The following is a 24,161-nucleotide window of genomic DNA, read 5'->3' on the forward strand; positions in this document are numbered from 1 at the left end:
AAGGAATACCAGCTTCTTTCCTAGCTTATTCGTACCTCCCTCCCTTCCACCTATACAAAATAATATGATGATAGACAGGGTCAAACAATGAGTTTGAGGAAAACTCTTCTACTACTTCCACCTTACCTGTTAGATCTATTCCTTGTGATATAAATCCTTCAAGAACACTATTGGTCAACAAGATATCCTTATTTTTATAATACGATTGATCATGTAAGAACTTAGAGTATGTGTTAATTTCCTTATGAGGAAACGATGTATCTAAATACGTAAAAACCCTCGATTCCTCCCAAGCATAAAGAACAAAAGGTTCTTTATAATTCTCTAAATAAGCCCCCAATTGATAGGTTGCTGGAAGTACACTAGCCTGCTCTTTTAATAAAAGCGTTGTTTGGTATGCTTGAACAGACAATAGTAATAATGAAAAGACGATCATAAAGGTGGTTTTCCATTTCGAAAAAACCATTGAAAATAAACTGAATGTCCCAAGAGTAATCAGGGGAATAATATGCCTTGGCTTTTCTACATTCTGTGCAAATAACACCCATAAAAAATAAACAACGATCAGTAGGGTGAGAAGTTGGAATAAATCGTTTGTCTTGATTCTTTTCCAACTGATTGCCCGAAAAAAGTAAAGAAGCATGATTGCAAACATACTTAGTAGAAAAAAGGACTTTATCCCAATCCCTATCCAGCCTATATTTACGATAATTAGTTGATACACACGACTAAAAAATGATTGGTCGCCCCTGGTAGCTGTACCACCCCACTCATTGAAATGACCGCTCGTAAAAGACAGAGCGAGTTTCATAAAATCGACGAAGCCCCCCTCCGTAAATGCGACTCCACTAACCCAAAGCAACTGAAATAGAATAGCTAGAAGTCCTAGGGACAACATGTCCTTCAGAGGCAATTGTTTCTTTTTCCATAGCTTATAGAAAAGAAAGAGTACACCAATGGCAAACGGAAGGTAGGATAATCGAATCCCTAATAATATACTTAACAAGAATAACGGTATAATCTGTGACAAAAAGCTTTGTTTTTTCCAAGCAACATGGATACTCCAAACATACCACCACAATACCGCTATCGCTGCTCCTTCCGACATCGGCTGATTAACCATAAGAACAACAAACCCTGAACAATAAGTTAAGGATGCAACTAAAACACTTATCGCCCCAGAAAAATGGGTTCGCGATAGTTTATACATCGGGATAATCGCACTCGTGTATAGAAGAATATTAAATACCGTTAAGGATGCCGCTTTATCTTGTACCCAAAGGTGAACGAGATAGCCCCCTAGAATAAAATATGGATATCCAGGAAAATGAGGCTGCATAGCTAAAAGATCATAGCGCTCAAGTGCTAAAGCAAAGTCAACTTGATCATAGGAAGAAGCAAATGAATTTAGATTTGTCACCTGTGATAGAAACATCCATATGAGGAACACAAGACTCAGAGAAATAATGATACTTGGTTTCAAATTTTCCAACATTAATCACACCTTTATTTCAAGCAACTTCTAAAGAAAAAGTACAAGACATGTGCCTTGTACCCTTACCAAATTATTTTACCTGTGCATTGAAAGTAGTTACTTCCGCAGCACTTTTTGTCTTCCCTTTAGGTTGATATCCTGTTAATAGATAGATCACTACAAAGTAACCAATATAAGCAATCACTTCTTCTATTGAAGGCATGGATGAATATCCGAATAATGCTTTAAGGAAGATTCCGATATCTCCAGATAAAAGTGGTTCAGTCCCATGATCTCTAATATAATGGGCATGATCAATGGAGTGCTCCGGCAACAACCACGTAATATCGTATACATGGGGAATGACACTTCCGATCATTCCAACATCCTGCATCATAGAAATTGCTTGAACGAGTAATCCTGCCGCAATTAAAATAATAAACGCTCCCGTGACTTTAAAGAAGGTTTTTAATGAAATGTGCATCGTACCTTTAAAGAAGAAGTACGATACAATAGCCGCGATAATGACTCCTGTAAGAGCACCCCATCCTTGGAGGGCTGCTCCAATATTACCACCTGTAATAGCCGCAAAAAAGAATACTGTTTCTACTCCTTCACGGAGGACAACTAAGAAAGAATGAATCACCATCCCAACAATATTACCAGTTGAAATAAATTTGTTCATTTTTCCTTCCATGTTTCCTTTGATATCCTTACTATGTTCTGCCATCCAAAAAACCATCTGGGTCAAGAGAATGGTGGATATGAGCATAATACCTATTTTTAAATAGATTTCGTTCCCCATCGCTGCAAAACCTGTAAACACCACTTGAAATAGCATAGCAACCCCAACACTCGCTAGAACTGCTAGACCTGCACCGAGCCAAACATACTTATTGTATTGTGCGTGATCCATTCGTTTCAGATATGTTGTGATGATTCCGATAATGAGAAGTGCTTCAAGTACTTCACGAAATGTAATCAATAATGCTTGAATTTCCACAGTCTTTCACCTTCCCCAGGATGACTTTTACTTACGGTTTCTTTTTCGAATCGTAAAGACAATAACCCCTACAATCGCTGCAGATATCAGAATTAACGGAATCCAATTTCGGATATTAGAGATGTCCGTCCATTCTTTCTTTCCAGTAGACTCTGTTTCTGTTGCACTGTCAGAAAAATGTCCTACCTCCAAGCTTTTTAACTGAAATTCCTTTTGCAAATGGGATAAGATTTTTTCCTTATTTGTCTTAAAAGCCTCTAGATCTGATTCCTTCTTCCCAACCCCGAACAGCCCGGGATTACCAAGTGCATTTAACGCTTCATCAAAGCTCGCCTTTAATTCTTTGTCTATTTCAGGATTTTCCGCTTCTACTCTAGGTGACAATGCTTCATATGTAGCAAAGGCCTTCGCTAATAACTTTTTACTTGTATCATACTCGGTAAAATTGCCCTCGATACTTTCCATTCTTCTTGCAATGTTCAGTACTAAAAGTTTTTCCATATTTTCAATGGTAGCTTCTTTGTCTTTGGAATCCATTCCAGCAAGAATAATCTCCGACGGCTCAGCTCCCATATGCATATCTACTTCTTTCTTTACTGATTCATAAATCTCTCTCGCCTCAACAAAATTTGGTGGATCTTGATCCAACTTTAGGAGAATTTCTTTATAAGCTTCTGCCACCTCTTCTTTGTTTGGATCTCCGTACGTATAGGCACTAGCTGATGTTGTAAACATACTAGTAAAAGTAAGGACTACTAACAAGCTAAAAAACAAAAGCTTCTTAAACATATACCTGCCTCCTATCCTCAATGATAATGATAATCATTCTGAGTGTCAATTTGAACTTTATGTCTCTTTGTGTATAGTTTCAATGGATAAATCCCATGAACGAACTTGATTTCTAGCCTCTGATGATTGACTGATTATGTGAGCTGAGGAATTGAGCTCTACTTTTTGAACGGGTCTACTCATTTCCTTTATAATTGCTGGAAGTACCGTTGAAAGATACCCTCTGAAGGTGATGAATGACTCTCCTGTCGTTCGTACTTGATATTGAATAGGTACTTCTTGGACACGAAATCCCTTTCTCACTAAATTCAATGTAATCACTTGCGCATAATTATAATCATGAATGATCTCCGCATGCTCAAGAGCTTGTCGGGAGAAGGCTCTCATTCCGGACTGGCCATCGTATATCCACTTTTTCAATAACAGACTTTGAATGAAGGTGAAACAATAATTGCCCAATCGACGATGGATTTTCATCCCTTTAATCGAGCCTAAAAATCTTGAGCCCATCGTGTAATCCGCTTCTCCTGAAAAAATAGGTTGTAACAATTCAGGTATTTGCTTGGCAGGATATTCCCCATCTGCGTCAATCATGACTCCAATATCCGCACCGTGCTTATAGCATGCCTTGATCCCTGCTCGAACCGCGGCTCCAAGACCCTGATTTTTCTCAAAGCTTACGATATAATCAGCACCTGCTTCTTTCGCTACTTGTACAGTATCATCTGTCGAACCATCGTCTATCACTAGGACACGAACCTCGACCGCATGATGGAAGTCACGGGGAATGCCTTTTATGACTTCCCCAACCGATTCTTCCTCATTATAGGCGGGTAAAAATACGATTACCTTCTGTCTATTCATTTTTACTCTCTACTTTCCTTAATCGCTTCGTTTAGTACTTTTCCACGGCTGTGGCTAGGAAATGGTGCCCCTAAAAGATGTGCTAATGTTGGAGCCATAGAAACAAGACTATGCTTTTGCTCTACTTTCTTGCCTCTCTCAATATGTGGGCCGTGCATAAAAAATGGAACGAAGCGCTCCCCTTCATCGAGGTGACCGTGTCCGCCAATTCCATCTGCCTGCCCATGGTCCGCGCAAATAAATAATGTCGTATTCTCCATTTTCCCTTCTGAATCAAGCCACTCAACAAAGTCCTTAACCAAAGCGTCTGCTTCTTCAATTTTTTGAATGTACTCATCATACAGGACCCCTCTTGAATGACCTGTTTGATCCGTTGCAATCATTTGTACTATGAATAAGTCCGGATCCTGTTCTTTCATGATTTTTTTTGCTCTTTTCATAATGTTCGGATCTGCTTCATCATTATGCATAACAGCTGTAACGGTTTCGACATCGTCTCCCATCGAATCAACCAAATGGGCAATTCCTAATAGTCTGCCTTTTTTCCCTACCTTACGTAATGAGTCAAAAATGCTCTCTACCTTGATCCCCAGTTTCCAAACCATGTTGGACGTAATACCATGCTCAAATGGATACGTTCCTGTAAACATCGATGTAAAACAAACGACCGTTCTTGCCGGATACACTGTCTCCATATTCGTATACTCCGTCCCGTTTTCCTTCAGATAGTCGAGGAAAGGCGTATTTGCCTCATAAAACCGTTCTTTTCTCATCCCATCAATAACAATAACAACGACTTTATCAGAAAGAGCTTTCTTGGGTGGCTCCGTAGAATCCTTTGTATAGTCCGCATACATCGCCGGCTTCCAATCAAACAAGTAACGGTGTAAAACCCAAGCAAAAATAAAAATAAAACCATAGAACATGAAGATGGAAAGATACTCAACAGGCTCGCCTGAACGATGATTTTCATAAACTAGCTGCCAAATAGATAACACGAGTAAAAACTTTGGCAATTGTTCCTGCGCATTTCCACTTGTTGAATCACTATTTTTCATAACTAGCTTCCAAAAACGAGTGAAATTCAACCACGATGTTCCAATTCTTAAATGATAATAAAGAGTACCCCAGAAAAAGACGGTAAAAAAGAAATAAAGACCAATCGCAAACAGTAATAATGGAAGATGAACATTATTCCATACAATTAAATAGGCAATAAAAGGAATCCACAAATAATTTCTTAAAAATAAAGGGAAATCAAAGATAAAATACAGTGCTAATATCGGGATAATTACCAGTAATGATAGAAAGATGGAAGATAGATTCGCGGCCGAAGCCATATCCCTAAAATGAAACAAAAGAAACGTTCCTAATACAAATATCGGGGTAAAGGGCTTGCCTTCGTTAAGCAAGTTCCAACATCGGGCGGCCACTTTTTCAAATTTTGAAGCACTTTTCACTTTCTACTAACTCCTCTCGATTTTGCCAAGCTCTTAATGGTGTCTAATTTGATTGGATGTATCCATAAACAAAATGCTCCAACGATATAGGAAAAAAAGAACTTAATGGCATGATTAAATACAGCAATTGTATATCCCACTTTCAACGAAATTCCTATGAAACCTAAACCAAAGGTCATAACACTTTCGTAGTTCGCGATTCCTCCTGGGGTCACTTGAAATATTTGCCCAGCAATCGTCAAGCTGTTTACAAATGCTAACTCTAGTAAGCTCCTTTTTTCAGTAAGAATATTCACCGTACCGTATAATACCCCTGCTTCTAATATCCAACTAATCAATGTGGCAATAATAATAACGAATCCGTTCCATCCTAATAAAGCACTCTTCATTAAAACAAATTGCCTCTGTAAAAACTTACGGAAAAATTGTCTACTAATAATTAGAGCTAGCAAAACAAGCAAGATCCCACCGAGAATCAGCCATGTTGGGATACGGTAGATGATGTCTAAAGCAAGTAACCCAACAAGAGTGATACTGATTAAACAGACCATGTCCATCGCCCTTAGGACGATTACAGAATGATACGCTTCTTCTCTATTAACTAGCTTTTCTCTGTTGATCAATACTTCCGCTCGAACCAAATCTCCGACCTTAATTGGAAGGAGGTGATTAATAAATAAGCTATAAAGAATTCCTAGTAAGCAAGTGAAAATGCTTGATTTCCCTTTTAGGTAAAGCTTCCAAGCTACCGCTTTTAAACAAAAGGAAAGAAAATATAAACCAAACATGAAAAGAAGCCAAAATGGATGTTGAGCAAGTAGTTTACCTGCATTCCATACATGGCTACCATCAAAAAACATGATGGTTAGCACACCAAAGATCAAAATGCTGATCAACGAGATGCCAGTCTTAACGAATTTTTTAGAGAGAAGCTTCATACTCTTTCGCCCATTTCACCGTTTCCTCTATACCTAAAGAAAACTCGACCTTTGGTTGATAGCCTAACTGATTTGCAGCTTTTGAGATGTCTGCCCATGTTTGATGTACATCTCCTACTCGATTGCCTTCCCTTTTCACAACCATGTTCGGAAAATGGATGCGTAACTCAGATAATAAATGTTCCATCGTAATCGGTCTTCCTGAGCCAATATTAAACGTTTCACTTTCTTTGCTTTTGATCATCGTCAAGTTGATTCCTTCAACAATATCTTCAATATACGTATAGTCACGTGCACTCCCTGAACCAAACACATGAATGCTTTCACCGTTCATAAGCTTTTTAATAAAATGTCCAATCGCCATATCTGGTCTTCCCCATGGGCCATATACCGTAAAGAACCTCAGAATATTCATTTGGAATCCATATAAATGTTCGTACACATGACAGAAGGATTCAGCAGAGTATTTGGCAGCCGCATATGGAGATATAACTTTTCCGATCGCCATTTCTTCAAGGAACCGCCCTTCTTGATTTCCATAAACCGAGGAAGAGGAAGCAAAAATCACTTGTCTTGTTCCCGCTTTTCCTGCTCCTTCTAACACATTAATCGTTGCTTTGATATCATAATCCACGTATTCGAGTGGTTGATCTATGGAGTATGCAACACCAGGTAGAGCCGCAAGATGAATCACGACATCAGGAGAGATTTCCTTGAAAAGCCGAATGGTCCCCTCTCGATCAAGCAGGTCTAAATGATAAAAATGAAAGGCACCCAGTTTTTTTATTTCATTCAGATGCGTTCTTTTTCTATCTGGAGAATAATAGGAATGAAGACAATCAATGATAAACACTTCATGTTGCTCTAATAATAATCTTCTAGAAAGATGACTTCCGATAAATCCTGCTCCACCCGTTACAATAATCTTCATAACACAACACCTCTAGTTTTACACTTTACTAATCATTATATCTTAAGTAAGAATGCAAAGCAGTTTTGCTAGGAGAGGATGAATGAAAAGGAGAAAACCTTGATCATGACAAGGTTTTCTCCCTACTATTTGTTTGCATTATTTCGCGTTGTTAATGACTGAATTTAGAGTCGCTTGAATTTCAGCTAGCGTAGCATCTGCAGTCGCTTTATCTTGTGCTTTTGCTGCTTCTAAATATTTTTGTGCCTTTTCAGTTAAAGCAGTAAACTCCGCTTCACCGATCATTGTCTTAATATCTTCACCAATAACATCAATGAATAGAGCACCTTCTAATGCAGTGATAACTGATTTGTCTTCACCCCAAGTTTCCACACTCTCTTCATATTCATGTAATGCAATTTTTGAGAAACCACGTACAAACGCTTTGTTTACAGCTGTAGGATCAAGTGTTGTTACGTCTGTTTGCAGATCGAATTGGCTTAGAATGAATGCAGCATCTTCTTGAGCGTGCTTATCTAGATAAGTGAAAATTGATTGATAAAATGCCCAACCTTCAGCTTGCTCAATTTTTGCTTCTTCCGCATTTTCTTTCGCTGCAGCAGCAGCTTTTGTTGCATATCCGTTCGGAACTGCCCCAGTTGCAAAGTAGAAAGTCTTCATCAATGTTTTGTCCACTACTTGCTTTCCAAGGTTGAAGCCTAATTGATCGTCCGCTTCTACTGCTTTCTCAATCTCATCAAATCCACCTGCGATCGCATCTACCATGTTTGTACCGTAAGCAGCATCACGCTTTTCAACAGTCGATTGAATAATGGAGTAAAATTCTTTTGCTTCTTCAACTTCTTCTTTTACGGCTTCCTTATCAGCCCAGTTTTCCGTTACTTCTGTAAATTCATGCTTAATCGTTGTATAGAAAACCTTTTGCATTAATTTATCAAAAAGTTGTTTTACAACTACTTTGTCCATGGAGCCATCTTTACCAGCCGCTAATGCCGTTGTAATATGTTGGTCAATCGTATCTTCAAATTCAGCATCTCTTTCTTTTACAAGACCTTGAAGGTTTGCCGTATAAAGTTCAGTTACTTTATCGAAATCTACTTCTTTATCTTCTTTCGCTTTTTCTAATTCTGTAACTGCTTCTTGAAATGCCTGTCCATAGCTTACTTCTTCCGTTTGTACTTCTTCCTCTTTCACTTCTTCTTGTTTCTTTTCTTCTGTCTTTTCTGTAGAAGTAGTTGAGCTACATGCTGTTAAAACTGAACTAGCTAGTAAGAAACCTGCAAAAATTTTCTTTAACTCTCTCTTTTTCATGAAATAATCCCCCATTAATCATTTTTATGTTTAGTTTATTGATAATGATTTTCATTCACAATTGTGATTATAATAGAGAATGATTCTCATCGTCAATACTATATATTAGATAATTTTTAAAATTAGGTCATCGTTCATAGTTTCGACCTACTTTAAGGGGAAAAAGGCATAAAAAAACAGTAGATCCTTCCCGAATCTACTGCTACCTATTAGCAAAAAATGTTTTTCTCTATATAATTATTTTTCTCTCAAATACCAACTATAACTCTGAAAATCTCCCTTAAGCTCCACTGGAATACTCAAGCCTACATACATAAGTTCATCTCCACCAAACACTTGATCCGATCCAACCAACTGATATTGCTTGTTTGGATCGATTCCTGTTACCTTTAAAAATTTCAGCGGTGCCGCAGGTTCTGCTAAAACCGAGAAATAGAAAACGAGAGCTTCCGATTGGTCATCATTTGTAAATAACCATGCAGTTTCGTTTCCTTCGAACGGACTTAATAGGCGGTAAAACTGTCCGAATTGAACCAGTCCTCGGATCTCTTTGTATGTTTCCACCTGCTTTTTAACCACCTCTTTTTCACTTGCCGGCAGCTTGGTTAGGTCGAGTTCATATCCCAAGTTTCCTGACATCGCCACATCCCCTCTAATATCTAGCGAGGTGATTCGGTCTACTTGATGGTTCGGAACAGCCGATACATGGGACCCCATTGATACGATTGGATATACAAGACTCGTTCCATACTGAATTTTCAAGCGAGAAATGGCGTCTGTGTTGTCACTCGTCCATGTTTGTGGCATATAGTACAAGATACCAGGGTCATATCTGCCACCCCCACCGGAACAGCTCTCAAATAGCACCTCTGGGAAGGAAGAAGTAATCTTCTCCATCACCTGATACAACCCAAGCATGTATCGGTGGGCAGTCTCTCTTTGACGGTCCGGTGGAAGAAGTGCGGAGCCGATTTCGGTCATATGACGGTTCATATCCCATTTCACATAAGAGATAGGGGCGCTTGCTAGAATATCACATACCCTTTTCGTAATTTCCTCGCACACATCCTCCCTTGAAAAATCAAGGATTAATTGATTTCTGCTTTCTGAATTCGGACGATTGGGTACATGCAGGCACCAATCTGGATGTTCGCGGTACAGGTCGCTATCCACAGAAATCATTTCAGGCTCGAACCATACTCCGAACTGCATACCTAATGAATTTACTTCATTAGCTAGATGCCCTAATCCTTCAGGGAGCTTATTTTGATCAACAAACCAATCGCCTAATGACGTTTTGTCATTGTCTCTTTTTCCAAACCAACCATCATCCAATACAAAAAGCTCGATTCCTAACTCACTTCCTGCTTTGGCAATATCTATAATCTTTTCTGCATTAAAGTCAAAATAGGTTGCTTCCCAGTTGTTTACTAAAATCGGACGTTCCTTATCTCTAAATGTTCCTCTTACTAGGCGTGTGCGATAAAGGTCATGGAAAGTTCTAGACATCTCTCCTAAGCCTGAAGAGGAATACACCATAACAACTTCAGGCGCTTGAAACTCTTCCCCACCTTCAAGCTTCCAGTTGAAGTCGAATGGATTGATACCCATCGTTACTCGGGTGGTGCTAAACTGATCCACTTCTGCCTGAGCCAGGAAATTCCCACTGTATACGAAATTAAACGCGTACACTTCGCCTACATCTTCCGTTGTCCCTTTTCGTAACAAAGCGATAAACGGATTATGCTGATGAGAGCTTGCTCCTCTTGCACTTTCGATTGATTGAATGCCATGACGAAGAGGTTGTCTGGCAATATGTCTTTCCTTCACATGGGCACCGTGGAGATGTAAGAAGTCAAAGTCTGCATCCATAAAATCAACGCTCATACTTAGTGCACTCAAGAGATTCATATGTTCTGAGCTCTCATTTTTAAACCTGACCGACCTTGTAATCACATTCAGCTGTTCAAAAACCGTATAACTCAGGATAACAGTCAGTCCTGCTACTCCATCCTTCATGGTGATTTCTAGAGTTTCCGCTTCATTTTCGTCCTCCACATAGGTAGCTGGCAGACCATCAAGCTTCTTTTTCCCTTTAAATATCTCATGCGAATCATAACGCAAATCCGAGACCGTCGACCCGTTTGGCAATTGAATTTGATAAGCAGGCTTTCTAAAATCTGTATTTCCGTATTGCGGGTATTCTTGTGGCAGAGTATCTAATGAAAACGTACGATCCTCCTTTTGTTCATAGGGATTGCCTGAGAAACCACGGTCAACCTGTTGGATATAGTTCGAATAACGGTATGTCTTAATTCTCGTACCCCAGTACAAATGCAGCAAATAGCCACCTTTTGCGATTTGTATGACATAACTTGTATCTTTTGCCTGCAAATGAAAGAGGCTATCTTCCGAACGATATTGAATTCCCATGTTGAGTACAACTCCTAACTGAATAGTTTACTTGATCGCACCTTTTACCACTCCGCCAATAATCCATCTTTGTGCAAATAAATATACGAGAACCATTGGAGCTAATGCTAATAAATAGGAAGCAAATGCCAAATTATAATCCGTTCCAAATTCCGTTTGGAACACGTACTGCACGAGTGGAAGTGTCGCGTCAGCTGAATCACTTAAAATAATTAATGGGAGCAAGAAATCATTCCAAGCCCATAGGCAGGTTAAAATTCCTACTGTTGCATTAATTGGTGTCAGTAATGGGAAAATTACCTTCCAGAACACTCCCCACGTACTGCATCCATCAACAATGGCCGCCTCTTCAAGCTCTTGTGGAATGGAACGAATATAGCCTACATAAATGAAGATATTCATGGCCATTCCGTATACGACATAAAGAAGAATCAAACCAGCCGGATTATTCAAACCTAATGCAGATGTTTGTTTCACAACTGGCAGCATGATAATGGGAAACGGAATAAACAAAGCACTAACGAAATAGAAATAAAGAGTTTTAAACAGCTTACGATGCATATTTCTAGCAATCGCATATGCAACCATGGAGTTTGATAGGATCGTGAACACTAATGTAAAAATCGTAATGACCGCACTATTTTTCAAGGCACTAAAGAAGTTCGTCGCTTCGATTGCTCTCGTGAAATTTTCCCAGTGCAAGTTAAATGGGAAAGACAAGGCTGACTGTGCCAGCTCTTGAGGATTTTTCAGCGCAATGGAAATAGCCATGTACAACGGAAAAAGGATGAGTATGGAACCTAAGGCGATGAGAATCGTAACCGGCCAATTTGTTCTTTTTTCCATCACATATCCATCTCCCTTTTTTGTAGTATCTTTAACTGAAACACTGAGATTAGCATAATCACAATAAAGTAAATCACCGCATTCGCAGACTGGAAGGCAAACTCTCCTCCACTAAACCCACCTGTGTAGATTAATAAAGAGATCGACGTAGTCGAGTTCCCCGGACCTCCTCCGGTCATCGCTACAATCTGATCGAATACCATTAAGGAATTCTTCATCGATAACACCATGTTAATCGTGAAAAACGGAGCAATCATGGGGAAGGTCACCTTCCAGAATTGTTGCCATTTATTTGCTCCATCCAGACTAGAAGCTTCATAAAGCTCGGAAGGAACCGTTTGTAATCCTGATAGGTATAAAATGATATTAAATGCACAAGCCTGCCATACAAACACAAGTAAAATTCCAATCCAGGCAAAGTCTGCGCTACCAAGAATATTGGTTGTTAAAAACTCAATTTTGTATTCTTCACCTAGATCAGGAAGGATATTGGTGAAAAAGAAGTTAAAGATAAAGCCGACGATCAATACACTTAATACATTCGGTAAAAAATAAACGGCTCTAAAAAAGTTTCGTCCCTTAATTTTCGAGTTTAATCCGATGGCAACTGCCAAACTAATGATATTGACAAGAATGGCAGCAAAAATAGCGAACTTAAAGGTGAAAAGATAGGAATCAAGTACGGTTACATCTTTAAATAGATTGATATAGTTCTTCAATCCAACAAAATCATAATCTAAGCTGATTCCATTCCAATTTGTAAAAGAATAATAAATTCCTTGTAGAGCCGGGAATGTGTGAAATGCTGCAAATAGAATAACGGCTGGTAATACCATGAAGTAATAGGCCATTTCTCTAGACTTCATTTTTCGCTTTGTTTTACTAGCAACCTTAGGAGAAATATTCTGCGCTTGAATAGCAGGGTTGTCTTCTTTCATCAGTTTTTCACTCCCTATGTAAGGAAAAAGAAATTGGGAATCCCAATTTCTCCTCCTAAAAATTTATTTACGATCCTGTACTTTTTCCCAGTCTTTCTGCAGTTTTTCAAGGAACGCGTCCACATCTTTCTCAAGTACTAACGTTTGTAGCGTTTTCTCTGGGGCCACTCCTGTAGGAATATAGTGGTCAGGGAAATCCGTTAGAGCACCCTTCTCAAAGCTAGCTTTTAGATCTGCAACAGATGGGTCATCCTGTGTAATCCCGTTTAGAGCAGAAAACGAGTTTTGTTCTTGAATATACTGCTTCGCATTTTCTTCTTCTAATAGGAATTCAATGAACTTTTTCGCTTCTTCAGGATGTTTAGATGATGCCGCTAAGCCTAAGATTAAGTCCACACCAGAAATTACTTTCACTTCGTCCGCATGGTTGGTCGCAGGGAAAGGAAATACTCCTAGCTCAAGATCAGGGTTGGCTTTTTTGATTTCAGGAATCGCCCACACCCCTTGTAAGTACATGGCTGCCTCTCCGTTAGCAAAGGCGGTGTTTCCATCATTGTAGCCAACACCCTGTTGATTTTTATGACCATATTCCGTTAATTGAACCATCTTTTCTGCCGCTTCTTTGTATCTTTTTCCCGCAAGAATATTGCCCTTATTTAATTCTGAGTAGAAATCATCACCCTGAGTATTCGCAACTAGTGCATTAAATGAAGGCAAGGTTGTCCATGCATCCTTATATGTATGGAAGAAAGGAGTTTTTCCTGCTGCTTTAATACTTTCAGAAACCTCAATGAACTCATCCCATGTTTTCGGAATCTCTAGACCAAGCTCTGTGAAAACAGCTTTATTGTAAATAACGCCTACCGCATTCGTGGCAAATGGAATGGCATACACTTCCTCAAGGCCAGACACATCTTTTAGCATCTGTACGTACGCAGGCTGAACCTTTTCCAGACTTTTATCATCAGAGATATCGGCAAAAACTCCAGCTTCGGAAAGATCCTTATAAGTCATATCCCCACCAACGCCGATAATATCCGGTATATCACTCTTTGAAACTCTTGTTCTTAAAACAGTGGATGGCTCAGGCGGGCTCGCTTGCTCCACATCGATATTTGGATTTTCTTTTTCAAATTTAGCTATCAGCTTATCAATGGTTTCCATACCTTCTCGCTTATGATGGAAAAACTCAATCTTTACTTTGCCGTCAGAAGAATCCTCTTCCCCTCCACCACAACCAGCTAGAAGAGATAGTGATAATACACCAGCAGAAAGAATGGCAATTGTCTTTTTCATGAAAAAAATCCCCCTATAATCAATTTTTATTAGGAACCAACATCATGTTCATGCTTTTTTCATTCCTGTGCTTTCCCTTAGGATGAGTTCAGTCGGAAGAATCACTTTCATCGGAAGCTCTCTTCCTTTTATTCGATCTTGTAGAAGTTTCACTGCTGTTTTCCCCATTTCAAACGAATGGATCTTCACCGTTGAAAGGGCTGGTTGAAGATAAGCTGCTGCATCAATATCGTCGAAACTGATGATGGATATGTCTTCAGGCACCTTGATCCCCGCTTCATGCAAAGCTCTAAAAGCCCCTAGAGCCATAGGATCAGAAGCACAAACCACCGCGCTTGGTAACTGGCCTGACTGAATGAGTTGATTCATCAGAACATAGCCCCCATTGGGACTCCAATCTCCTACTAGCACACGTTCTTCTTGATAGAAACCTTTTTCTTTCATGATTTTTTCATACGCTAGCTTCCGAACATCCTCATCACCAACAAACTCTTGATTGTATAAGCCCTTAAAGTACACGCCTCCACCCATATAGGCAATATCTCTATGTCCCAATTCAAATAGATGTGTGAGCACTTCATCAGTTGCATTTTCTAAATCAGAAATTAGAACGTCATAGCCCTTTTGTTCTGGAACAGAGTCAACAAAAACAATTTTCTTGTTATCGAAGTAAACATCTTGCAGTTCTTCTACGTTTACTCTACCGATTACGATTAACCCGCTTAATCCAGCCAAGACCGCTGGGTTTATGTCACTTAACCCAACAGTAAACACAGAAGTAATATTTAACCCGTATTCTTCACTAGCCATTTCAACCCCATTACGGATTGACATAAAATACGGATCTCGCGCCTCCTCCTCCTTTGTTGTAGTGAGTAAAAGCCCAATATTGTGTGTTTCCGTACCCTTTTCCGCTTTCACACTTTTTTTTCTTGCAGGCTTATAATTTAATTCATGAACAACTTCCTGAACTCTTTTACGTGTGATATCAGAAACAGAAAGCGTAGGGTCATTATTTAAAATTCGTGAAACCGTTGCCGTTGAGACATTTGCTTGCACGGCAATGTCTTTGATTGTCGTCATTTTGATCACAGCCTTTTATTAAGTAAACTTTACTAAACTTCTTGTTATGAATATATCAATAAAAGCGGTTACAATCAATAGTTTTTTATAAAAAAGTTGGGTATTTATCATAAAATGTAGTAAACAGCTAGTAATTTAACCTGTTATTTTAGTTACGTTAACTAGTTATACACATAAAAATAAGATCTCCCAATGGAAGATCTCTTTTTGTTTACTAAAAACCTACCTTTTGATTAAGCTGTTTCTCCACAACAGGCTTCTTTAGCGACCACATCACCACTGGTATAAGTAGTAATGAAAGAACTCCTCCCGCAATAGAAAGTGCGGCGTAGCTTGAATACGCAACGACTACCCCAGAAAGCACTCCACCTGATGCACCTGATAATGCAACAAGAACATCGATGGTTCCTTGTGTCTTCGCACGGGTGGCAAGACTTGTTGCATCCACTAAAATCGTCGTCCCACTAATCAAACCGATATTCCAACCGAGTCCCAAAAGAATAAGAGCGACCGTTAGAACCACCATGCTATCCGTCGGAGCGAACGCCGCCGTAAACCCTGCAGCAAGTAAAATGCTCCCGGCTGCAATTGCCATGGAGGTCCGCCCTACCTTATCAACAAGCATACCCGTTAGAAGAGATGGAAGGTACATGGCACCGATATGAAAGCCGATAACCATCCCTACTTCTTGTAAGCCATGGCCATGATGCCCCATATGAATGGGAGTCATCGTCATAATCGCTACCATGACTATTTGAGTGAGCACCATGATGGTTGCAGCGGCAATAATTCCTTTTTTATTAATGGCTGTTGTGGCAGTCTCACTCTTAAGGTGATGGTTTTGACTCTCTCTCTTAGCAATCGCTTTTGCTACAATAAGAGGATCGTGACGTAGAAACATAAGAATCATGAGCCCTGCTAAGATGAAGGCCGCCGCACCTAATAGGAAGGGACCAGCTAGTGTTGGTACACCGATGGATGCAGCAAACTCTCCCATAGGACCAACCAAGTTCGGTCCCGCAACCGCTCCAAAGGTCGTGGACACTAGCGCAATACTAATAGCTGTTGCTCGCTGTTTCGCATTGGCTAAATCCGTACCCGCATAGCGGGCCTGTAAATTCGTTGCCGTTCCTGCCCCATAGATTAATAGGGAAGCAAAAAGGAGGAGAATATTGCTAGTAACCGCTGCCAGGACCACACCGATTGCTCCAAGTCCTCCCGCTAAAAATCCGGCTGCTAAACCAAAGCGGCGTCCATATTGGTCAGAAAGATAACCAACTATCAAGGCCGAACCCGCAGACCCTAATGTCAGCAATGCGACCGGCAGACCCGAGAAACTATCCGTCCCAAGCATATCCTTGGCAAGAAGCGCCCCCACGGTGATGCCCGACGCAAGCCCTGCCCCTCCAAAAATTTGAGATAACACAACGATAAGAAGCGTTCGTTTATATAACGCTTGTTGCTTTTCTGTGGAGTCGAGGTATGGCTGCACCCAGGATGGATGGTTTTCAGTTTTAGTTGACATATTTTCTAATCCCCTTTCTCCCAATGTTCTGGTTCCATTATTATACCACTGTGGGTATACACGGTCATAGTACCACTATTATATAAGACTACCATAACATACAAAATATGTATTTTTAGAGAAAGGAATTTCTTTTCACATTAAAAAACGGCTGTTTACGAAACAGCCGTTACTCCGATAACATTTACTTTATTAATAATAAGGATAAGGATAAGGCGGATAATATGGGTAAGGGTATGGATAAGGATAAGGGTATGGATAGGCATATCCATAGCCAGGACCTGGAGTTAGTAATGCACCAGCAGCTAAACCTCCTAAGAACCCTAGACCAAAACCTCCAAATCCAGGACGACCGAAACCTGGTCTACCAAATCCAAACCCTGGTCTGCCGAAACCAAATCCAGGACGAATTCTTACATCATTATTCAAGGTAATTCCTCCTCTATTGTAATGTAAATACAATAAAAGGATATGCGACGCCAGCCTATTCGGTATGGGTGAACGCCTTTATGAAGAAGATTTTGTTAGATCTGGATCTACAACAGAAAAGCTGACTCATCATAATTTAGGTGATTACGTTTTGAATGGTATTAAAGAAATAAGCGGAGATTTTCCGGCTATTCAGAGCAAAACCACGTATTTTTACGTTTTTCGAGCCAATAGGCGGAATTTCTCCGTCTATTTAAGCATTTTTTAATGATAATTTCTAATTAAGCGGAATTTCTCCGTCTATTTTCAGATAGGGTGCTTAACCTGATCTCCCACCCGATAAGAGCGAACCCTCTTAGTCCCAGATGCGGGAATCAGCATTTTTTTATCGACCAGTTGAGAAAGTATTCTTTTTACCGTCTTGTCACTTAGCTTTAAGTATTCCCCAACTTCTTTAGGGGAAATGAGTTCTCCTTTTCGAATCGCTAGCCGAAGTACTTCCTTTTCGAGAAAGGACAGAGATGACTGGTCTAGTTCATCACCCAGCAATCGGCCAATTACTTGCTGAACAATCTGTTGGCATCGACGGGGCTGCTCATTTACTTGGTCATAGGAAAAGCGGATGACAGTCCATCCATCAATCACCAGCTGGTTTTGACGTTCCAGGTTGTCAGAAAATTGCCATCTACTTATGCTCTTTAGGTGAGGGCCATACCCGTCGACTTCCAGGCAAATCCGGATGGCGGGACGAATATAAGCAAAATCCAAATACCTTTTGCCATCCTTGAAATCATCCACTTCATATTCTGGATGAAGATACTTGAAATGGTGATATAAAGGCCACCACACTTGCTTCAAAAACAACATTTCAGCCTGATTGTGACCTTCTTGTAAGCGCCGCAACCGTTCACCGTTTCTTGCTTGCAAGTGAACATTCAAAAAGGCCTGGTATTCTTCTTCAAATCCCATAGCTTCCCTCCTCCTATCTAATGGTCATATCTTTTTAAACTGATGTAGAACATCCACAACATGGGCATTTAATAATCGGTGCTACGAAAGAATTATTCAATTGAACTTCAGACAGTTATTAACAATAATGCTTGTTAATGCAAGTGAAAAAGAGATTTAATGTGACTTGAATGGGAGAATTGTAAACAACAAATAAAGACTTGCGGAGTAGCTAAGAAAGAATAACTTGGGGATAGAACTATTTTTAGATTAATAGAATTCTTACATTTGTCAATCCTTTTTTTACTTCCTACAATACGAGAGGCATTCAGCATGCAATAAAATGAGGTTATCTTGGATTTTTGTAGATTTTAAATAAATTTCTTGTCCTTAATCGAGTGACCAGCAAAAATAAGCGGAGAATTTCCGGTTAGATGCAGAATGGAGCCTCGTTTTGGGGTAAATAAGCGGAGGTTTTCCCATTAATTAAAGCAAAATCGCCTATTTTCGAAGTTTTCAAGACAATAGACGGAATCTTTCCGTTTATTTAAGCGTTTTTTCATAATAATTTCTAATTAAGCGGAATTTCTCCGTCTATTTATCAGCGCGGGTGCCGCCAACCCGATAAGTTTAGAAACGTTAATAAATAAAGAAAAGACGTATGACAAATCCCATACATCTTTTCTGAAGAAAGCACCCGAAAATACTTACGCAGTTATTTCCTTTTTATTCACCTGAGCCTCAACCTCGTGAACAGGGTTAAACTCCCCTTCTGTCTTTGAAACAACAACCGTTGCCACTCCGTTACCGATTAGATTTGTGATGGCACGCGCTTCAGACATAAAACGGTCAACCCCAAGGATGAGAGCCATTCCTTCTACTGGAATTGATGGGAATACGGCTAGTGTGGCAGCTAGCGTGACAAAACCTGAACCGGTAACACCAGCGGCCCCTTTAGATGTAAGCATCAATACCCCTAAAAGGGTCAGCTGTTCCCAAATGCTTAGGTCTACCCCATAGGCCTGAGCAATGAATAATGCAGCCATCGATAGGTAAATGGATGTTCCATCTAAATTAAAGGAGTACCCCGTTGGAAGAACGAGTCCTACTACTGGCTTGGAGCAACCATACTTCTCAAGCTTTTCCATCATTTTTGGAAGAGCCGCTTCAGAAGAGGAAGTCCCAATAACAAGAAGAATTTCTTCTTTAATGTAAGCAATAAACTTAAAGATGCTAAAACCGAACATTTTGGCAATTCCACCAAGAACAAGAACAATAAAGAGAGCCATAGTGATATAAACGGATCCCATCAGCTTTCCAAGATAAACAAGGGAGCCAATTCCGAATTCACCAATCGTATACGCCATCGCTCCAAACGCTGCGAACGGTGACACCTTCATGATGATATTAACAATTCCGAAGAACACTTCTGTAATCTTTTCAAAAAACTCAATAACCGGTTTCCCTTTCTTTCCTAAATGAGCAAGAGAAATTCCAAATAAACAAGCCAATAAAAGAACAGGTAGCAGTTCACCATTCGCAAACGCACCGATAAAGCTATCAGGAATAATAGAAACCACAAAGTCCATAAATCCGTGACTCGTTTCTTCAGCCGCCTTCGTAAATTGAGTGATATCACCGGTTCCTGCCTTCGCATCAATTCCCTTACCTGCTTTAATCACATTCGCAACGATAATTCCAATCGCTAACGCAATCGTGGAGACAATTTCAAAATACAGCAAGGCTTTTCCACCAATTTTACCAACCTTCTTTAAATCTCCCATCCCTGCAATTCCGATGACAATCGTTAGGAAAATAATTGGTGCGATGACCATCTTTACTAGCTTAATAAATATATCAGCGATTACCTTTAACTGCGATCCTATCTCTGGAAACACAAACCCGACAGTGATCCCCAAGATAATACCTAGTATTACTTGAGTAGTAAGACTCTTAAAATTAATTCTCATGTGGTCTCCTCCTAAAATAAAATTATTTTGAAAACGATTTCATTCACTTTGTTAACCACATGTTACAATTTTGCGAAAAATAAGAATAGTTAATAAAACTTATAAAACCTTTTTGTAATTAATGTAAGTAACATATTAATGAGGTTATTGAACTGAACACTCCCCTTTCCAAAACAAATTCTTTCTTTTAAAGCGATTTCATTTTATAGTGGAAAAATAACAATTTGTCCTTGTGTTGGGAGGTTATGTAGTGCGTTTACGGCAAGTTCGTTTTAAGCTTAGTACGGTGATCATTTTCTTTGTCTGTCTGGTCGTTCTCATTTCACTGATGATTACTGACCTATTAATCAGCCATTCGGTTAGTAAAAACATACAAGCCCATTCAGAAGAAAAAGCAAGGATCGTCGCGAGGACCGTATCAAAATCTCATATAGTTATAGACGCGTTAGAAAACAGAACGTACTCCAACTCCGTTCAAGACTATACAAATGATATTCAAACAGCCACAGCTATGCTGTTCATTGTGGTTATGGATATGAAGGGAATACGGAGAACACATCCAAACCCTGACGAAATTGGGAAGCCCTTTGTGGGAGGAGATGAAAAGCAGGCTCTAAAAGGAGAAGAGTATGTTTCTATCTCAAAAGGTACGTTAGGTGAATCAGTACGAGCATTTACGCCCATTTACAATAAAAATAATGAACAAATCGGAGTCGTGGCCGTGGGAATATCGCTAAAAAGCGTAGAGACTGCACTCGGACGAAGCCATCGGAGCATATTGATCGTTACGTTTTTCGGCCTATTCGTCGGTGTGATAGGAGCTATTTTACTAGCGAGATATATTAAAAGAACCCTACTTGGGCTTGAACCCTTTGCTATTGCAAAGATCACAGAGGAAAGAAGCACGATGCTTCAGTCCGTCCACGAAGGAATTATTGCCGTGGACCATCAATCAACAATCACACTCGTGAACAAGTCGGCTCTTCAAATTTTTCAAAAAGCTGGACTAGACTCCAATCCAGTCGGGAGGAACATTCACGACTATATGCCGTCTACCGGATTGGACAGAGTGTTACAGACGGGTGAGCCCGAACTAGATGAGGAACAGAACATAAACGGCGTCTCCATTCTCGTCAATCGTGTTCCACTGTTGGTTAATGGACAAGTGGTCGGAGCTATTTCCACCTTCCGCGATAAAACGGAAGTCAATCAGCTCGCCGAACAATTAACAGGCGTTCGAGCTTATGCAGATGCCCTACGTGCCCAATCACATGAATTTATGAACCGCCTTCATGTGATTCGAGGAATGATCGAGTTAAAATCTTACAAAGAACTCGCAGACTTTATTCGTACCTTGGTTAATTACCGAAACCAGGAATTCGGAAACATTACTGAACATTTCAAGGACCCTGCTCTCGGAGGCTTTATTCTAGGAAAACTGAGTTATGCTAGGGAACAAAACGTGGATCTCACGATTGAAACGGGGGCAGTCATTCCTGAACCAGCTGATCAAAAAACCACACATGAGTTGATTACGATTCTTGGCAATGTGATCGATAATGCCATCGAGGCAATGGCTGATAGCGCGGAAAAAACGCTTGAAGTGAGTTTTACTTATGATGGTGAGTGGCTAGACATGGAAGTGATGGACTCCGGACCGGGAATACTTGAAGAAACGCAGGAACGAATCTTTGAAAAAGGCTATTCCACAAAAGGAGACAATCGGGGCTACGGACTACATTTAGTAGAAAAAAGCGTCCAAGCTCTCAGTGGCGAACTCCAAATCGACTCGAAATGGATGTTAGGAACCAATGTTTATATAAAAATACCTTATAAAAGCAAAGAGGTGGAATCGTGATTAAGGTTCTAATTGTTGAAGATGACCCGATGGTTGCTGAAATTAACAAACGTTATCTCCATGATATGAAAGGATTTCGTCTTTCAGGCATGGTCCATACGGTAAAGGATGCGATTGAATTTTTGCAAAAGGAATCCGTTGAGCTTATTTTACTAGATGTATATATGCCAGGTGAGAATGGACTACTCTTGTTAAAATATATTAGAGAACATCAGCTAGAAATAGATGTAATCCTCATTACAGCAGCTGGAGAAAAGGATAAAATCCAAGCAGCTCTTAGGCTCGGTGCCGTTGATTATTTAATCAAACCATTTGAGTTTGACCGATTTCAACAAGCACTGCTGAAGTTCCAAGATAAATATCTTTTCTTTGCAAGTCATGCCGTGCTTAAACAAGAAGATCTTGATGATCGAATTTTGAGTACAGAGCAAACCCAATTCGATGAGCCGATTATTGATCTGCCTAAGGGCTTAACGAGCAGTACTCTACAAGTTGTAGTAGAAGTGATGAAAACCAAAGGAACGAACCCGTTCTCTACCGATGATATTTCTGAAAGTACGTATATCTCACGCGTATCGGTAAGGAAATACTTAAAGTTCTTAACCCAGCTTGGAGTACTGAAGGAATCGTTAACCTACGGAATTGGTAGACCGGTATATCTATATACTCTACAAATAGAAAAACTAAACCAAGTGGATATGTATCTTTAAAAAGTGCATTTCCACTTTTTTTAATTTAATAAAGTTGTATAGTTACAAAATCTATCAAACCTTGGTCATTTTCTTTACGATGTAGAAAGAATGAAAGCGATTACCAAAGGGGTAGATATCATTGATAAAAAGCAATCTTAAAGAGGAAGCAATCAAACTTCATAAAGAACATTTAGGAAAAATTGAGATTGTCAGCAAAATTGATGTAACATCTGAGGAACAACTGAGTCTCGTATACACACCTGGAGTTGCTGACGTATGTAAAGCGATTGTAGAAAATCCTGAACAAGTCGACGTGTTAACGTCCAGAGGACATATGGTTGCTATCGTGACAGACGGAACAGCCGTTTTAGGCTTAGGAGATATCGGACCAAAGGCAGCCCTTCCTGTCATGGAAGGAAAAGCTCTTCTTTTTAAAAAATTTGCCAATGTGGATGCTTTTCCACTTTGCTTAGATACGAAAAATGTGGATGAGATCGTTGGAATCGTTAAGGCACTGTCACCTAGCTTCGGAGGAATAAATCTTGAAGACATCTCTGCTCCTCGTTGCTTCGAAATTGAAGAACGATTAAAGCAAGAACTGGATATCCCCGTTTTTCATGATGATCAGCACGGCACAGCCATTGTCGTTCTTGCTGCGTTAATCAATGCGGTAAAAGTAGTTAATAAACAGCATCGATCTCTTAATATTGTAATTAACGGTGCAGGAGCAGCTGGAATTGCGATTGCCAAACTGCTGATGCAAGCAGGTTTTAAAGACATCACCCTTGTAAGCCTTGAAGGCGTAGTTAGCAAAGGTGAGAAATGGATGAATTCAGCCCAAAAAGAGATGGCAGAAGTGACCAATCTAAAAAGAGTCCGCGGAACACTAGCTGATGCGATTCATGGTGCAGATGTGTTTATTGGAGTATCTGGGCCAGCTGCTATGAAGCCAGAACACATCCAATCGATGGCGAAGAATCCGATCGTGTTTGCCATGGCAAACCCAATCCCAGAGATTTACCCAGAAGAAGCGCTTGCTGCAGGCGCCGCTGTAGTTGGAACAGGCCGCTCCGATTACCCGAACCAAGTAAATAATTTACTTGCCTTCCCTGGCATTTTCCGAGGTGCCATGGATGCTAAAGCAAAAGATATTACAACAGAAATGAAATTAGCTGCCGCTTATGCGATTGCAGAGGCTGTTTCTGATAAAGATTTAAAAGCCAACCATGTCATTCCAAGCGCACTGGATGAAAGAGTGGCAAAAATGGTGGCCAAAGCCGTTTCGCTCGCTGCTATACAGCAGAAAAAAAGCAAAGGTTCGGTATCAGTATCGTAAAACACCCTTTCTGGGTCACAGATTCCGTTACCTGTTG

Annotated in this window: 20 protein-coding genes; 3 read left to right on the forward strand and 17 right to left on the reverse strand. The window is 40.0% G+C overall.

Annotation, left to right across the window (positions count from 1 at the left end; genetic code table 11):
* Positions 1 to 25: 25 nt before the first annotated feature.
* From M3175_RS17740 to M3175_RS17820, 17 genes are all read right to left on the reverse strand, one after another.
* Positions 26 to 1,483 carry a hypothetical protein gene (locus M3175_RS17740; RefSeq protein WP_251521921.1) on the reverse strand — a complete coding sequence of 486 codons (1,458 nt, stop codon included), beginning with the start codon at positions 1,481 to 1,483 and terminating at the stop codon, positions 26 to 28.
* 82 nt (positions 1,484 to 1,565) lie between these two features.
* Positions 1,566 to 2,477, reverse strand: coding sequence for an FTR1 family iron permease (locus M3175_RS17745; protein ID WP_251521926.1), 912 nt, complete (start codon positions 2,475 to 2,477; stop codon positions 1,566 to 1,568).
* Positions 2,478 to 2,504: 27 nt separating this feature from the next.
* On the reverse strand, positions 2,505 to 3,266 hold the full coding sequence (locus M3175_RS17750) for an MCP four helix bundle domain-containing protein (RefSeq protein WP_251521930.1): 762 nt from the start codon (positions 3,264 to 3,266) through the stop codon (positions 2,505 to 2,507).
* Positions 3,267 to 3,323: 57 nt separating this feature from the next.
* Positions 3,324 to 4,130, reverse strand: a complete 807-nt coding sequence (locus tag M3175_RS17755; RefSeq protein WP_251521933.1) for a glycosyltransferase family 2 protein — start codon at positions 4,128 to 4,130, stop codon at positions 3,324 to 3,326.
* A gap of 2 nt (positions 4,131 to 4,132) precedes the next feature.
* Positions 4,133 to 5,590, reverse strand: coding sequence for an alkaline phosphatase family protein (locus tag M3175_RS17760; protein WP_251521936.1), 1,458 nt, complete (start codon positions 5,588 to 5,590; stop codon positions 4,133 to 4,135).
* On the reverse strand, positions 5,587 to 6,528 hold the full coding sequence (locus M3175_RS17765; protein ID WP_251521939.1) for a lysylphosphatidylglycerol synthase transmembrane domain-containing protein: 942 nt from the start codon (positions 6,526 to 6,528) through the stop codon (positions 5,587 to 5,589). Before M3175_RS17765 ends, M3175_RS17760 begins: the two co-directional genes overlap by 4 nt.
* Positions 6,512 to 7,459, reverse strand: a complete 948-nt coding sequence (locus M3175_RS17770) for an NAD-dependent epimerase/dehydratase family protein (protein WP_251521942.1) — start codon at positions 7,457 to 7,459, stop codon at positions 6,512 to 6,514. The genes M3175_RS17765 and M3175_RS17770 overlap by 17 nt, the downstream gene beginning before the upstream one ends.
* 138 nt (positions 7,460 to 7,597) lie before the next feature.
* The gene (locus tag M3175_RS17775; protein ID WP_251521945.1) at positions 7,598 to 8,770 is read right to left on the reverse strand and encodes a hypothetical protein; all 1,173 of its coding nucleotides are present in this window, start codon (positions 8,768 to 8,770) and stop codon (positions 7,598 to 7,600) included.
* A gap of 237 nt (positions 8,771 to 9,007) precedes the next feature.
* The gene (locus M3175_RS17780) at positions 9,008 to 11,203 is read right to left on the reverse strand and encodes an alpha-galactosidase (protein WP_251521948.1); all 2,196 of its coding nucleotides are present in this window, start codon (positions 11,201 to 11,203) and stop codon (positions 9,008 to 9,010) included.
* A gap of 27 nt (positions 11,204 to 11,230) precedes the next feature.
* Positions 11,231 to 12,049: a carbohydrate ABC transporter permease gene (locus tag M3175_RS17785; protein ID WP_251521951.1), complete on the reverse strand. Its 819-nt coding sequence runs from the start codon at positions 12,047 to 12,049 to the stop codon at positions 11,231 to 11,233.
* Complete coding sequence (locus M3175_RS17790; protein ID WP_251522215.1) at positions 12,049 to 12,915, reverse strand: carbohydrate ABC transporter permease; 867 nt, start codon at positions 12,913 to 12,915, stop codon at positions 12,049 to 12,051. The genes M3175_RS17785 and M3175_RS17790 overlap by 1 nt, the downstream gene beginning before the upstream one ends.
* Positions 12,916 to 13,050: 135 nt before the next feature.
* Positions 13,051 to 14,283, reverse strand: a complete 1,233-nt coding sequence (locus M3175_RS17795) for an ABC transporter substrate-binding protein (protein ID WP_251521953.1) — start codon at positions 14,281 to 14,283, stop codon at positions 13,051 to 13,053.
* Positions 14,284 to 14,331: 48 nt separating this feature from the next.
* Entirely contained in the window at positions 14,332 to 15,366 is a 1,035-nt protein-coding gene (locus M3175_RS17800; protein ID WP_251521956.1) for a LacI family DNA-binding transcriptional regulator, read from the reverse strand.
* A gap of 214 nt (positions 15,367 to 15,580) precedes the next feature.
* Positions 15,581 to 16,891: an MFS transporter gene (locus tag M3175_RS17805; protein WP_251521958.1), complete on the reverse strand. Its 1,311-nt coding sequence runs from the start codon at positions 16,889 to 16,891 to the stop codon at positions 15,581 to 15,583.
* Positions 16,892 to 17,083: 192 nt separating this feature from the next.
* Positions 17,084 to 17,320, reverse strand: a complete 237-nt coding sequence (locus tag M3175_RS17810) for a hypothetical protein (RefSeq protein ID WP_251521960.1) — start codon at positions 17,318 to 17,320, stop codon at positions 17,084 to 17,086.
* Positions 17,321 to 17,626: 306 nt separating this feature from the next.
* Entirely contained in the window at positions 17,627 to 18,289 is a 663-nt protein-coding gene (locus M3175_RS17815; RefSeq protein ID WP_251521962.1) for a putative endonuclease domain-containing protein, read from the reverse strand.
* A 686-nt stretch (positions 18,290 to 18,975) separates the two neighbouring features.
* Complete coding sequence (locus M3175_RS17820) at positions 18,976 to 20,238, reverse strand: dicarboxylate/amino acid:cation symporter (protein WP_251521965.1); 1,263 nt, start codon at positions 20,236 to 20,238, stop codon at positions 18,976 to 18,978.
* A gap of 250 nt (positions 20,239 to 20,488) precedes the next feature.
* On the opposite strand from M3175_RS17820, the gene dcuS reads away from it, so the two are divergent.
* The 3 genes from dcuS to M3175_RS17835 all read left to right on the forward strand — a co-directional run bounded on the left by dcuS (position 20,489) and on the right by M3175_RS17835 (position 24,124).
* Positions 20,489 to 22,096: a DcuS/MalK family sensor histidine kinase gene (dcuS, locus tag M3175_RS17825; RefSeq protein ID WP_251521968.1), complete on the forward strand. Its 1,608-nt coding sequence runs from the start codon at positions 20,489 to 20,491 to the stop codon at positions 22,094 to 22,096.
* A complete protein-coding gene (locus M3175_RS17830) occupies positions 22,093 to 22,806 on the forward strand; it encodes a response regulator (protein ID WP_251521971.1) in 714 nt (237 codons plus the stop codon). Before dcuS ends, M3175_RS17830 begins: the two co-directional genes overlap by 4 nt.
* A 121-nt stretch (positions 22,807 to 22,927) precedes the next feature.
* On the forward strand, positions 22,928 to 24,124 hold the full coding sequence (locus M3175_RS17835; RefSeq protein ID WP_251521974.1) for an NAD(P)-dependent malic enzyme: 1,197 nt from the start codon (positions 22,928 to 22,930) through the stop codon (positions 24,122 to 24,124).
* Positions 24,125 to 24,161: the final 37 nt, after the last annotated feature.

This window comes from Robertmurraya korlensis (assembly GCF_023715225.1).
GTDB lineage: Bacteria > Bacillota > Bacilli > Bacillales > Cytobacillaceae > Robertmurraya_A.